The 14,423-nt window shown below is 60.8% G+C and carries 6 protein-coding genes; 1 reads left to right on the forward strand and 5 read right to left on the reverse strand.

Going from position 1 to position 14,423, the window contains the following annotated elements; all coding sequences use genetic code 11:
* The first annotated feature begins 264 nt into the window (after window positions 1-264).
* The gene (locus VFN25_RS04310; protein WP_325139193.1) at window positions 265-3,339 is read left to right on the forward strand and encodes a PQQ-binding-like beta-propeller repeat protein; all 3,075 of its coding nucleotides are present in this window, start codon (window positions 265-267) and stop codon (window positions 3,337-3,339) included.
* A gap of 81 nt (window positions 3,340-3,420) precedes the next feature.
* On the opposite strand, the gene VFN25_RS04315 is transcribed toward VFN25_RS04310, so the two are convergent.
* From VFN25_RS04315 to VFN25_RS04335, 5 genes are all read right to left on the reverse strand, one after another.
* Window positions 3,421-3,756 (reverse strand): LytTR family DNA-binding domain-containing protein, encoded by a 336-nt coding sequence (locus VFN25_RS04315; RefSeq protein WP_325139203.1) that lies wholly within the window; start codon window positions 3,754-3,756, stop codon window positions 3,421-3,423.
* A gap of 228 nt (window positions 3,757-3,984) precedes the next feature.
* The gene (gene nadD, locus VFN25_RS04320; protein ID WP_325139195.1) at window positions 3,985-4,656 is read right to left on the reverse strand and encodes a nicotinate-nucleotide adenylyltransferase; all 672 of its coding nucleotides are present in this window, start codon (window positions 4,654-4,656) and stop codon (window positions 3,985-3,987) included.
* A 19-nt stretch (window positions 4,657-4,675) separates the two neighbouring features.
* Window positions 4,676-5,704 (reverse strand): DNA polymerase III subunit delta, encoded by a 1,029-nt coding sequence (holA, locus tag VFN25_RS04325; protein ID WP_325139197.1) that lies wholly within the window; start codon window positions 5,702-5,704, stop codon window positions 4,676-4,678.
* Window positions 5,705-5,841: 137 nt separating this feature from the next.
* A complete protein-coding gene (locus VFN25_RS04330; protein ID WP_325139200.1) occupies window positions 5,842-13,029 on the reverse strand; it encodes a GEVED domain-containing protein in 7,188 nt (2,395 codons plus the stop codon).
* A gap of 388 nt (window positions 13,030-13,417) precedes the next feature.
* The coding region (locus VFN25_RS04335; RefSeq protein ID WP_325139201.1) for an HlyD family secretion protein at window positions 13,418-14,423 on the reverse strand (1,006 nt) is incomplete at its 5' end.

Raw genomic sequence — 14,423 nt, forward strand, 5'->3', positions numbered from 1 at the left:
GGTTGCTCTCCACCCCGCCTCTCAGCGACGCAGTTACCTTCAACTACGAGGCCTGTGGCTTGCCCCGACGCGGATTTACACCGCGCTGATACGACGCCCTCACGGGCGCACTCGCCCCTGCGCAGGCAGGGGCCCAGCGCCTTTTCGCATGAAGGCCGGCGTCGTTCATGGCCACTCATTCGGCCTTTGCAATGCGCTACGTGCCCGGTCAAAGCTGGGCGCGGTCAGACTCGCTCAGTGCTTGCCAAGAAAAGGGAACAACACATGGGGATGGCATCGTTCTCCAGTGATCTGAGATCTGAAAGTGACCCCGACGGATTTTCGGGCGTAAACTTCGCAATTGGCCGTATGAGCAGGATGGACATTCCAGTCTTTCTGGAATCGTGGCGTTTCCGTTCATCGTCCAATTTACTTCAGTCCAGGGAATCAACACTCATGGGGCACAGCCTGATTCGTTCATTTGTTCTTGCGGCGCTGGCCGCATGTGTCATGCCCACACATTCTGCGAACGCCGAGGTGCTGTGGAGCAGTCCGTGGACGTACTCGACTCCGATGCCGCTTCGCGCTACCGAAGGCGTGGACCTTTCATTCACCGCTAACGGCGGCGTCATCGTCGGCTCTATCGCCAATACCGGTTTTGACCGAGAAACCATCCGCGTCAATGCGAATGGAAGCGTCCAATGGACCTCCAGTCTTTACGGATACCGTAATGGATTTGATCAGAAGATTGGCACCGCAATTGAAATGGAAGATGGAGGCACAATCGTCACGCTCGGTTCGGATTGGCCTTATGTCAGTGGAGAAATCACAAGACTGGATACCTCGAGAAACTTGCTCTGGTCTCGCAGAGCGCTGGTCAACTCCATAGCGCGACTTGGCACCAGTCGCCTGGCCTACTCGCAATGCAACACGCTGTCCGTCGCCGACGTTCAAACCGGAAATGTTGTTTGGCAGCATGCCTTCGATCGCGACAAGAGCTGCACAGGTGACAGTGCTTCGGTTGTTGATTCCGACAACATCTATGCCTCGTTTGGCATTTCCACCGGCTTTTATGTCACCGGCTATCGCGTCATCAAGACCGACGCGGATGGCAACGTTGCATGGAACATCTCGGCTCAACTGGCGAAAGGTGGAAGCGTCGTTGCTGCAGGCGCTGGTGTGGTCTACCTTCAGACAGAAATGGACCTCCGGGCATTGAGCGAGGTGGATGGCTCCACACTCTGGAGCACACCGACTTTTCAGCACACCAAGGTTCTCTTGAGCAAGGATCCATCCTCAGATCCCATCATCCTTGACTACAATTCTATCCGCCGACTTTCCTCAAGCTCGGGTACCGAGATCTGGAACCTCGACCAGACTTCCTGCGGTTGCAGTAGTCCATCACTTATTGGCAATTCGTTGATCGCTTTGACTTCCCAAGGGCTCGGCCTGACCAAGCTTGACGCGACTACTGGCACCACAATCTGGTCAACCACCCTGCCAACCGAAGATGCGAATAGCCAACCGCTCACTTGGCAAGGTTTTGGCGGCCTGTTCAACAATCATTTGCTCGGCGTGGCGACAGCCTATGCGGGAGGCGCCACCACCGCGCATTTCCAGGGCATCGATTTCACTACTGGAGTCATGACGCCTGAAATGCCGTCACCACAAACCGATCAAGGCGTCTATGCATCAAGCCTTGCCGACGGCAATGATGTATTCAATGCGGCATATGGTTCCGACCAGAATGGCAAGACACTAAGACTACGGCGACTTGATGCGTTGACCGGCGCGCCCGCCTGGGAGAAATCCGTGCCTGCTCTTCCGGTGGAGGAAATATATTACTATCCTTCATTCTTCGATCAATGGCCATCTCTTATCGTCAATGACGATTCCATCGCAATATCCTATTCGGCGAGTTCCTACAGCTACATCACCCCTGGCTTGACCTATGTCACGCTTTTCGATCGCGCTACGGGAAATTTGCGCTGGAGCAAACTGCTGCAGGAACCGGGCCAGGCGTTGACTTACTCTTCACTTCCCGAGTTCGACAGCACAGGCAATGTCTTCATTGGCGTCGGCACCAATTTGCCCTGCGGTTTCAATGACTATTGCGGTCGCAAATTCATCTACAAGCTGGCCGCGCAAACCGGTGACGTGCAATGGCGCTTCGACAACACGGTACCGCCGACGCGATCGACTCAAGGAGCTGGGCAGGTCTTCCCGCAGGACTTCGAGGTATTCAACAATGACGTCGTCGTTGCCGGGGTGTTTTTTGGAAATGCCCACACGCTACTTCGTCTGTCAGGTGCGGACGCTTCACTAATGTGGTCCTCTGACTTGTTTTCAGGGGCCGGCTACAACTACGGTTTCTACCGTCAGGACGATCAGCACATCATTTTTTACGGTGCCGGCCAGAACGCCCGCGTTGACATCGGTGATGGCAGCGTACTTTGGACAATTACGCCTAGCCCTTCAACATGCACACAGGGCTGCAATGGCTACGATCAACTCGTTCTGCCGGACGGAGATTTGATTGCCGTCGGCGAAGGAGACTCCAAACCCTACGTTGCCAGATTGCACAATGACGGAAGTGGCAGCATAGATCGCTGGCAGCTCGATCCAAATGACCCTTCGCTTCGCTCCTCGGTGTCGTTTGTCCGCAAGACGCCATCTGGCAGGATCATGCTGCAAGGGCGCCGCTCATATCGTCGTTCGGTAGGCGCGCTTTCAATCCTGTTCGAGATTGATCCCACCAACGGAGCCGTGCTGAGCCAACAAGTTCTCCACCCCGGTGCAAACGACGCCACTTCCGACGTACTTTCGCCCATCGTTACGGAATTCACGCAAGACAACCAGATGTTGTTCAACGGCTTTCGTATATCGGAAACCAAGCCATGGACGTCTGGCGCGGGTTTGCTCGACACGACCATCTCCGAGCACGGAAACCTTCAGCTTTCGATCACTACTGATCGCAGGCATGTTGCTGAGGGACAGACACTTGGCTTCCAACTGCTCGCTACATATGCCGGCGATCAGCCGATTTCAGGCGCACATCTTTTCGCCGGAACCGCGCTACAGGGTGGAGTCCTCAATCTAACCTGCGATCTCCAGTCCGCCAGCAATTGCAACATCGATGACCGCTCAGGAAATATTGATGCAACGTTTGATATCCAACCCGGTGGCAGCGTGACCATTTCCGGTGAACTGACCGTCGTCGAGGAGAGCGAGTCCTACTACTTGTCGGGTACCGTCTCCGGGCCGGTCAGCCTGAGTGAATCAAACACGATCGACAATTTTTCGCGCGCAAACATTGTGCAACCCTTGTTCGCCAACGGATTTGAATCGCCGCTGCCCTGAGCGAAATTGATCGGCTTGGGAATGCCGATGTGGACGGGATGTGAGGCTTCGGAAGGAACCGGCCCTGGGAAACGCACACGCTCACATCTGCTTGAACAAATGCACGAAGCTGCGATTCACCGACAAGGTCTCGTTGCGATCTCTCAGATGAATCGTCGCGGTTTCGTTGTCGCCGCGAGCGACATGGCTGATCGAGTGCAGGTTGACGACGACGGCGCGATGAACCTGGGCGAAGCGCTCGGCATCGAGTTGATCGAGGAGTTCCTTGAGCGGCGTGCGGATCAGCGCGTCGCTCGACTTTCCATCGGCATCGCGCCAGGCGATGCGCGTGTACTTGTCGTCGGAACGCAGATAGTCAATTTCGTCGACTGCGATCAGGCGAATGGTCTGCCCCTCAATAGCAAACTCTGGCCGAATACGCGACTCGAATCCCGTCCCATTTCAATTTCATGCGTCATCGTCAATTGCTCCCCTTTGTCTGCCCGTGCGCCGTGCGATGACCTGTCGCGCGCCATCACGGCGGCAAGTTCGTCGTTGTCAGCAAGCAGTGTCCTCAGCCACGTGAGCGGCTGGAAGTCGGAGTGGGACGAATTGCGAATCCGGATGGGCGAGTGACGTCAGGGCGTGACGAGTGGCGAAACGGAATCAACGCTCATGTGGCGATGCGTTCGCCCGGTACGCTGCCAGCAACGTACGATCTGCCAATACCTCGGCAGGAACCAGATAGCGTGGCTCGCGACCCGCAGCGAGTTCGTTGCGAATATGCGTGGCGGAAATTTCGAGGGCGGAAACGCGAATATCGATAACCAAGCCGGCTGCGCTTTGCCGGAGCTCCGCCACGGACACGGCGCGACGATTGCGGGTTTGCTCGGCCAGCTCAGGTGATTCGGTGACTTCGTGTCCCGCTCGCGTGAGCACGCCGATATGGGCAAGCTCGAACAACGCCTGCCAGCGGTGCCAACTGGCCAGGCCGGAAAACGCATCGGCACCGACAAGCAGGACAACGGCTCGCTCAGGGCCGATCTCCTTGCGCAATTCGATCAGCGTGTCGACGGTGTAAGAGGGACCATCGCGTTTCAACTCCCGCTCGTCGAGCAACAATCGATCCTGGCCTTGCAAGGCCGCGCGCAGTATCGCCACACGCTGCCCGGCGCTGGCCACCGGCTGTGATCGATGAGGCGGCACGTTGGCCGGCATCATGTGCACGTCGGCGTTGAGAAATTCGGCGGCTTCCCAGGCCACGCGAAGATGACCGAGATGGACCGGATCGAAGGTGCCGCCGAGGATGGCGAGCGGCCGATTGTTCTGAGGACTCATCGCAGGCTTCGCGTGGCCATCAACGATCGGCACCGAGCAAATCGGCACCACGTCGCGGCATCGCAATCGCCATGATCAGGCGCTCGATCTCGCGCCAGACATCACCCGCGCCGCGCCCCTTGGCGATGCGATCAATGCGGCCCAGATGGACGATGCAGCGCTCCCAATGAGCAGCATCACCGGCCCTGAGTGCGCGCTTGAATCCAGTCTGCTTGGCATCCCAGATACGCTCGGTCTGGAATGCCTGGGCCAGTGTTCCGCTGGCGCTGGACAGGCGCAAAAGGACGCGCAATTGATTGAGCAGCCAGCCAAGCAGTGGTATCGCCTCGGCGCCCTCGGCGCGCAAGCCATCGACCATGCGCAGAGCGCGCGTGGCATCGCCGGCAATTGCTGCGTCAGTAAGACGAAAGGCATCAAAGCGTGCATCGTCGGCAACACTGGATTCGAGCGTGTCGACATCCAGCAAGGTGTTTCCAACGAGTAACGAGAGTTTGTCGATTTCCTGGGCAGCGGCGAGCAGATTGCCCTCGATTCGCTCGGCCAGCATTTCAATCGCATCCGGCGTCGCCTTGAGCCCTCGCGATTTCATCCGCGCGGAAATCCAGCGCGGTGTCTCTTCACGCTTGAGGGGCCAAATCGGCAAGGCCACACCGATTTTGTCGACCGCCTTGAACCACGCGCCCTCGTGCTTCTTGCTCCATTCCTGAGCGGTGATCATGAGCAGCGTATCGGGCGGCGGATCCGCACACCAGGCGCTGATCGCAGCCGATCCCTCCTTGCCTGGTTTGCCAGTCGGCATGCGCAGCTCGATCACGCGCCGCATCGAGAACAGCGACATCGCCGCACCCGACATGGTCAACTCGTTCCAGTCGAAACGATGATCGACATCGTGTATCTCACGCTCGGCATAACCAAGATCACGGGCACGGGCACGCAATTGGTCAGCGGCTTCCATCACCTGCAAGTGCTCGGAGCCGGCAATCAGCCAGGCCGGCTTGAGTTCATTGGCGCCGAGCAATCGCGGCAGATCGGTGAGTCGTACAGGCATGGGTGGATTGTACGAGAGTCGAACGCCGAATGACTTGCACGACGACACAAGCCGGGCAAATCAGCGACTTCGTAGCGGCAGGAAGCGCTCACAACAGCCCCCCCGGTCAATCGGGGAGGCTGTTGCATTGCTTCGAATCAACGCAGCTTGCGGCGAAGTCGACGACTGGCAAACACGCCGAGCAGCAGGATCATTCCCAGGAGACCGTATTGGTTCAAGGCGGGAATGCCCACGGCGATCGCGACAGTGGCGAAATCGGCGTCGTCTTCATCCTGGCCTTCGTTGTCGATGGCGTCGTCGACCGGCGGACCATCGTTGTAGGGATCGTCATCGGGATCCGAGTCAATGTCACGGATCGGATTGCCATTTTCGTCGTTGGCCTCGGAAATTTCGGCCATGTTGGTCACGACGCCGCCGAACGCCTGACGCAGCGTCATTCGAATCGGCAGGTCGATGCTTGTTCCCGGCGCCAATGGGCCCGCAATGGCGATCGTGGCCTGATTGGCAGACACCGATGTCCAGCTCGGATCATTCAGCACCAACTGCGGGGGAATCGTGTCGGTGACGGTGATGTTGGTGGCCGGGATCGAGCCCTGGTTGAACACGGTTATGACGAAGTCGACGTTGTCTCCGACCGCATGCAGGATCGACGATTGCCCCGGCGCCAGCGTTTTGCGCAAGGCCAGATCAAAATTGGTCAACAGACCGAAATCGACGCTGAGGTTGGAGTTGAAATCGGTGTCACCGTCATCAATCGGTTCACTCTTCGCGTCCAGCGTGACTGGCAGCGACCAGACGCTGGTGCCAATCAAGGTACCGTTGTCATCGTTGTCAATGTCGTTGTCCGGATCCGGCGCAGGCTCGTACGGACCGCTCGGCAGCCAACGACGACCGGTACCGGTTGATACCGTGTAGCGCGACGGCGCAACAACCTCGACAAGGTAGGTATCGGGCAGCAACGCACTGAACAGATAGTTGCCGTTGGCGTCGGTCACCGTGCTGTCGATGGATGGCCCATCCGGCGTGCCGTCATCGTTGGCATCGAGGTACAGGTTGACCGGAATGCCGGGAATGCCGGGTTCACCAGCGGTGACCAGACCATCGTTGTTCAGATCTTCCCAGACCAGGTTGCCGAGGCTCATCGCGCCGCCCGTGCTGTCGGCGACGTAGTCTTCCACTTCACCATCGCTGGCCACGCCGGTTGCCGCGCAACCGTCATCGGTGGACAGACGGAAACGTGCGTAGGGATTTGCCACGTTGCCGGCCGGGACGACGCCGAAGTCGAGGATCACCGAGCCGCCATTGGTGCCGGCCGGAACCGCAATCTGGGCGGTTTCATTCAGATCGCCGAAACTGCCGTTGCCGTTCCAGTCGATGAAACCGCACAACGTGGCCGGACTGGTCGTGGTATTGGTGACCGTGACTGGCGTCGTGGTCGGGCTGCCCTCGTTGTAAATCGGACGCAACTGCACGCCATCTTCATCGTCGCCCGCCACCGCGCAGGTGCCACTGGTGAATCCGCCAGCGCCAAGGTCATCGCCATCGGCACCGAGGCTCGGTTGTCCATCGGTCTCGGAATCGACGCAGGAGCCGATATGCAGTCCCGGGACGATGCCATGTGCCGGGCCGTTGTCGGCGAACAAGGTGTTGTAGTTGCCGGTTCCGCTGCCGGGCCCGCTATCGGGCAGGTCGCCGAAATCGTAACGGCGGAAGCTGACCGCATAGTCCTCCACCTCACCATCCGGCTCGGCACCGGCAGCCGAGCAAGGCGTGCCCGCCGTGCTCAGGCGGAAGCGTGCGTAAGAGGTGGCTGGCGAACCGGGTTCGACCGGGCCGAAGCTCAGCGAAACCTGCGCATTATTGCTGCCATTCGGCACTGGCTGAGTCGCGCTCTCACCCGGATCGGCGAAATCGCCATCACCGTTGAGATCAATGAAACCGCAGACCCGTGCTGCGCTGCCAGTCAGATTGGTCGCGTTGACGCGGACCGAATGCAGGCCCAACTGGATGTCGTCGAGATCGGCAACAACCACGCCGTCTTCGTCGTCGGTTCCGGCCAGGTCATCGCCATCGGCATTGGTGGTCGGCTGGCCATCGGCTTCATTGTCGACACCGGCGCCCATGAACAGGCCCGGCACGATGTCGTGCTGGGGTCCGCCATCGGCAATCAGGGTTTGATAGTTGCCGTTGCCGGTTCCCGGACCGGTATCGGGCAAGTCGCCCAAGTCAATGCGGCGCACGCTGACCATGTAGTCCTCGACCTCGCCATTGCTGGCCACACCGGCGACTGCGCAAGAACCCGCTGTATCGGTGCTGAGGCGGAAACGGGCGAAGGTCGGGCCGCTTGGCGTCGTCAACGGCTTGGTATACGGCAACTGGAACGTCACGTTGTTGCTGCCGCTCGGCACCAGCACCGAACTGATTTCGATGCCCGGAATGAAGCTGCCGTCCTGGTCGAAATCAATGAAGCCGCAGATGCGCGCATCGACTCCGGTCAGGTTGGTCGCCGTGACATTGACCGAACCGGGCTGGCCGACCACGAAGGCCAGGCTCGCGACATCGACACCATCTTCGTCGTCGCTGGTCTGCACATCATCGCCAGTCGCCGTCGCATTGGGCTGACCGTCTACTTCGGCATCAACGAGGCTGCCCATGAACAGGCCGGCGATGATCGGATGCAGCGCACCGCCATCGGCAAGCAGGGTCTGATAATTGCCGGTTCCGGTTCCCGCGCCGGTATCCGGCAAGTCACCAAGATCGGTGGTTACCGCCGTGAACGCATAGTCCTCGACTTCGCCATCCACGGCAGGACCGTCGGCAGAACAAGTCGCTGAGGTGCTCAGGCGGAAGCGTGCATACCCTGCCGCCACCGTGCCCGGAGGCGCGACGCCAAAGCTGAGCGGGAAGCTCACGTTGTTGCTGCCATTCGGAACCGACACCGATGCCGCTTCGCTGGCATCGGCGAAATCACCATCACCATTGAGATCGATGAATCCACACAGGGTCGCCGGACTGCCCACGGTATTGGTGGCGAGCACGGAAACATTGACCGGCGCTCCGGTGAAGAAGGCAAGGGACGCCGGATCGACCGCGTCCTCGTCGTCATTGGCCACCGCGCAGGTGCCGTTGGTCAACGTGCCGGCGCCCAGATCATCGCCGGTCGCCAGCGCGTTGGGCTGACCATCGACTTCCGCATCGACGCAGGCACCGAGGCGCAGGCCCGGGCGCAGAACGTGACGCGGCCCGTTGTTGGCGAGCAGGGTTTCGTAGTTGCCGGCTCCGATGCCAGCGGCGGTATCCGGCAAGTCACCGAAATCGACTGCGTCCAGTACCTCGGCCACGTAGTCCTCGACCTCGCCATCACTGGCCGGGCCAATCGGCGAGCAGGCCGCGCCGACATCGGAGCTGATGCGGAATCGCGCATAGGTCGACCCGGTGAAGCCGGCCGGCACCGTGCCAAAGGCGAGCGTCGCCGTGCCGCTGCCATTGTCGACATCGAGCGTGGCGGATTCACCAGCGCCGAAGCTGCCGTCACCGTTGTAATCGATGAAGCCGCAAATGCGCGCCGAAGCAGCGCCCGGGTTCGGATTGTTGTAGTTGACCCGGACATTGCCCGGAGCGCCAATAAAATGGGTCAGGTCGGCGACCGTCACGCCATCCTCGTCATCCGTGCCGCTGTTGTCGTCGCCATCGGCAGCAACGCTGGGCTGACCGTCCACTTCGGCATCAACCGCTGCACCGAGACGCAGCGCATTGATCAGCGGATGGACCGGTCCATTGCTGGCAATCAGAGTGCCGAAACTGTCCGGCAGATCGCCCAAATCAACGGGCTGGACGAAACCGAAATCGACGCTGTAGTTCGAGGCTGAATCCGGAAACACCGTATTGCCGTCGTTGTCATCATCGACACCGCCGACACGCAGGCGCTCATTGGTCGGTTCGTTGGCGCCAGGCGGCGTACCCGTGACCGGGCCCAGCGAGATCAAGCCCGAAGCAATCGAGTTCGGGGTATTGCCGCAGACGGTGACCCCGAGCAGCGCTCCGTTGCTGTTGTTGTCGACATCGAGATTCGGATCGGTTTCCACCGGTACGGTCGGGAACAACCCATTCAACGCAAGCTGTGCCGGCGTGTTGGCGATGGCGACGTAGTAGTCATTGCCGGCAAGCAGATCGGTAAAGGCGTACTTGCCGGGATTGCCGGCCAGCGTCGCTGTCGTCGTCGTCGACACCAGGCTATCGCCTGCACTCGGACCAGGTGTGGCATCGGTATCACGGCACAGCAGTACGCTGACGCCGTCGATACCCGGCTCACCCGCATCGGCCAGACCATTGTTGCGCTGGGTCGGATTGCCGGCACCATCATCGCGCCAGACCAGATTGCCGAGGCGATAGCGCTCGGGCAGGATCACGCCGACCTTCGGTGGCTCGGCGGTCGGCAACAAGTCGGCGGCAACGGTCGCGTTGTCCTGGAATACACGATGGGCAAACGAGTTCCAGCTCGGATTGAATACCGCGTTGTTGCCGCGGATGTTCGGCGCAGTACCGCCGACATAGCTAGGCGGAGCTCCGGTTGCCGGCGCGCGCATCGGCACGTCGACTTCGATGTAGGTGCCCGGCACCCAGTCGGTACTTGCCGCTGGCGTGGTCAGCGTCGAGAACGCGCGGATGCGGAAGCCGGTTGCCAGCGACGCAGGTACGGGGGGCGTGCTTGTCCACACACCATGCGTGCAACCACTCGGGAAAGAGTCTTCGATTGCCGCGGTTCCTGCTTGCGCGGGCGTGTAGTTGGCCGTACGCACCTGGCCACGACAGAAATTGGCGGTCGTCGTGTATTCGATCTCGACGGCTGCGGCACTCGCGTAGGCGACCGGATCGAGGCCCGGGTTGACCAACTGGATCAACGGCGGCACGACAACATTGGCGCTCAGCGGGCCATTCAGGGTCGGTGCCCAACGGCTCAGGCGCGGCGTGGTGATCAGCGGACCACCGACACCGGTGTCGCCAACGAACGGGATCGTGTCATAGACGACGTATTCCTCAAGCAGGCGGTTGCCGGCATTGGCCAGGCGCAAGCGGTAGCGGAACGCGTCGCCATGATCGGTCCGCGCAACACAGGGATAGCGCGTGAAGTTCGACGCCGGGCCACCGAAGGTGCTGGCGTAATCCGGGCAGCTCGAATTGTTGGTGGCAACGCTGGCCTGGCTCGGATCACCGACCACGGCCAGCGCCGGATCGCCTTCGACCCATTTCTCGCCGCCGAGGATGAACGCTTCGGAGACGCGGAAATTCGCGCTAGCCGGGCACATCAGATCGACCGTGGAGCCATCGTTGTCGAGGTCGTTGACGTCGGCAAACGGCGCGCTGTTGTTGGGACAGGTAAACGCGCCCGACGGACCCGGATCAAGAAACACCGCCATGTCGTTTACATACGGTGTGGCCGGCGCAAGATTGGCGGGCACACCTTCGCGAACGCGAGCGCGAATGACCACCTGCGGGCCACTGCTTCCGGTCGGGAAACTGCCGGTAAACGCAACGCGCACGAGGGTACGACCCGGCGTGCCGTAGTCCGGCGTAACCTGCAGTACACCACCGCCCGGCGTCGTGCTGACCAGGCTGACGAACTCCAGTTGAATCGGCAACCAATCGGAGATGACCGGATTGACGATCGGTGCGGTGCTGTCGCCGTTGACATGGTTCGCAGTCAGGGTGAAATCGATGGTCGCCCCGGGCGCGGCGATGCTCGGACTGGCGGACTTGCCGGCACGCACCGATGGCGTGCCTTCTTCAACGCGCACATTGGCGCAACGCACCGACGGCGATGCCGGACCGCCGGTGAAATCAACATAAGTGCAGTTTTCGATCGCCGAAGGCACGATCACCGGCGGACTCGCGCCGACGTTGTAGCGGACCTGTGGCGAGGTGGTAAAGGCGAAGTTGCGTGGCGTTGCCGGGCCGTTGGCACCAAGATCGGCAAACACCCAGCGCATGCAGGTCGCGGTAGCCGGAATATCTCCCGGCACGTTGTAGGTGATTGATCCACCCGGACTGGCCATGTTGCTGGCCAACGCCGTGCTCGCGGAGAAGTCGCAATAGTTGCCGGCGAGCAAGGGCAGGGTCGTGTATTCGATCGTTGCGCGCATATCGCTGCTGACATTGCCGTCAGCCGGCGAATTCCAGCGCCCGCTGCTTACCGAGGCAAACGTGATGCCGGCAGGCAACGCTCCGAACGCCTGCGGAAAGCGTTCGATCACGGTGAAGTTCGGTACGCGTGTATTGGCGTTGCTGGTGTTGGCGGTAATGCTGAAGATGATCGGATTGCCGGTACCCGGTGCGACGTCGGGCGCACTCTTGTTCGACGTCCCGTTCGGTGTCGCAGCACCGATCGTGTCGTTGCGCGTGCCCGGACCAATATTGCCCGGTCCGCCAACCGCGGGAACGATGGTCGCACTGGCCGCGTTGTTGATCGTAGTCCCTACCGGAAGGCCGGTCGGATAGCGCACGACGAGGGTGCGATCGGCACAGGCCGTGCCGGTATGCAGACCCTGCAAGCCGGTCGGCGGCGGTGTGCTGTCATCGAGATTCCAGGTGACGGTTACCGGAGGCCCCGCGACGACCACGCCGCCGTCGCTGTTTTCGACACTGGCTGGAGTCAGCCCCGGCACATTCGGCAAGGTATCGATCAGCGTCGCACTGGTCAGCGGCATATTGCCGTTGGCCGAGGTCGAGCAGATGCGCACGCGGTAGGTCACTGCTTCGCCGGCGGCGACCGGCAAAGATGTCGCCGGATCGAGTCGCTGCTTCCTGACAACGTATTGCGGCAGCGGCCCGTTGACACTGATCGGCGCGGATTCCGCGTAGGCGCAATCGGCGCTGTCGGCTGGCAGCGGTGGCCTCGGCCCGCCAACCACGATATTTTGCGGCGGTGCCGGACAGACCGTGGCATTGATGCCAGCAACCGCCCGGTTGACGACATCGGTCACGGCGACGGTTATCGACGGAATGATGCGCAGATCGACATCCAGCGAGAAACTCTCGCCACCGGCGTAGGCGTTGCGCACCAGAACCAGGGTATTGCTGCCCGGCGTGCAGGTGATCGTGTTGAAGAACCCCGAGGTCGGGCAATTGGCCACGACCAGTTCGGCGGGGAAGGCATCCTCGATGCGCAAGGTTCCGCAACCGGAAACCAGATTGTTGCAGGAACCCTGCAATCGATAGGTGACCGTCTCGTTGGTGTCGTAAGGACCGGCGTTGCCGAGCCGGGTCTTTGTGAAGGTCTGCTGCGCCATGGCGCTGCCTGCCATCACGATCAAAAGCGTCGTGATCACCCACTTGATCAAGTTGTGCACAATATCCCCTGGAAATCCGGACAATGAAACTGTTGTTGGGAAGCACCCCTGCTCGCAAAAATCACGCCAGACGCGGCGATGGAATGCCGCGTGGTTGAAATTGCTGATGCGGTGAGCCCCTGCTTGCGTAAACGGCGAAGCCCGATCCTTCCCCGATGGATGGGGAAAGCAGATCGTCACATCGAGAGTAGTCCGGATCGCCTTGCTCCGGCCACGAAATTGACGCGTCGTGACGATCTTTGACCTTGGCGCGCTGACATGACGGCTGCGGGCAGGGCTTGAATTCCACGTGACGTGGCGTACACGGCATGCGCATGTGAAGACGATGCATCGCCTCGCAGCCATGCGGGACAAATGTTTTTTTCTCTTATTTTCGTGGTGAAGACGGCGTGGCCACGACATCGATGAAGACATCCACGCGCAAGCCGATGGGCAAGGCCGGATGGCCTTCAAGCAGGATCAATGCTTCAAGGATCTTGGCATCCTGCTTTTCGGCCGGATCATCCGAGCTCGAATTTCGCCGTCCCATGCGCTGGCTGACATGGATCACCTTGCCCGGAAAATGCTGGCCGGCATAGGCATCGCTGCGCATCTCGGCCGTCTGGCCCACGCGGACGCGGGCGATATCGAGCTCGTCAATATCCGCGCGCACGTGCAACTGGCTGATATCGCCAATGCGTGCCAGCGGCAGCGGTGACAGCGCCACTGCCGTTTCACCCTCGCGCAGATCGCGCTTGAGCACGACGCCATCGATCGGCGAGCGAATCTGCGACTTGCCGAACTGCGCTTTGGCACGATCACGCATGGCATTTGCGGCAGCCAGGCGTGCTTCGGCAGCGCGGATATCCTCGACCCGCGCACCGATCCGCAACAACTTGAGTGCGGCAGCTGCGCGCTCGCGTTCCGCCCTGGCCATTTCCAGTTCGGCTTGCGTCTGATCCCAGTGTGCCTGGCTGATCAATTTGCGTTGCAGCAGCGGCTGGTCGCGCGATCGCGCCGCCTCGGCCAGATGCTCGGCGGATTCGGCCGCAGCAAGTCCGGCAACGGCCTGGGCGATTTCCTCGGCGCGCGCACCGTGGCGCAAACGCTCCAGCTCGGCCTGGCGCAGATCCACCTCGGCAGCGGCGGCCGCCATGTCTGCGCGCAGATCGGCATTCTCGATCTCGGCAATCAGCTGGCCGGCGCTGACCTTGTCGCCTTCCTCGATCTCGACCCTGGCCAGGCGACCGGAAATTTGCGGAATGATCACGCGCTCCTCGCTGACCGGCTCGACCAGACCACCGGCCGCAATCCGCGACAAGTCCAACGCGGGGCTTTTCGTGGATGCCGGATCTGATGGCTCGGCACTGCATGCGCCAAGCACGACCGAGACC

It is taken from the genome of Dokdonella sp., from assembly GCF_035703485.1.
Taxonomy (GTDB): Bacteria; Pseudomonadota; Gammaproteobacteria; order Xanthomonadales; family Rhodanobacteraceae; genus Dokdonella.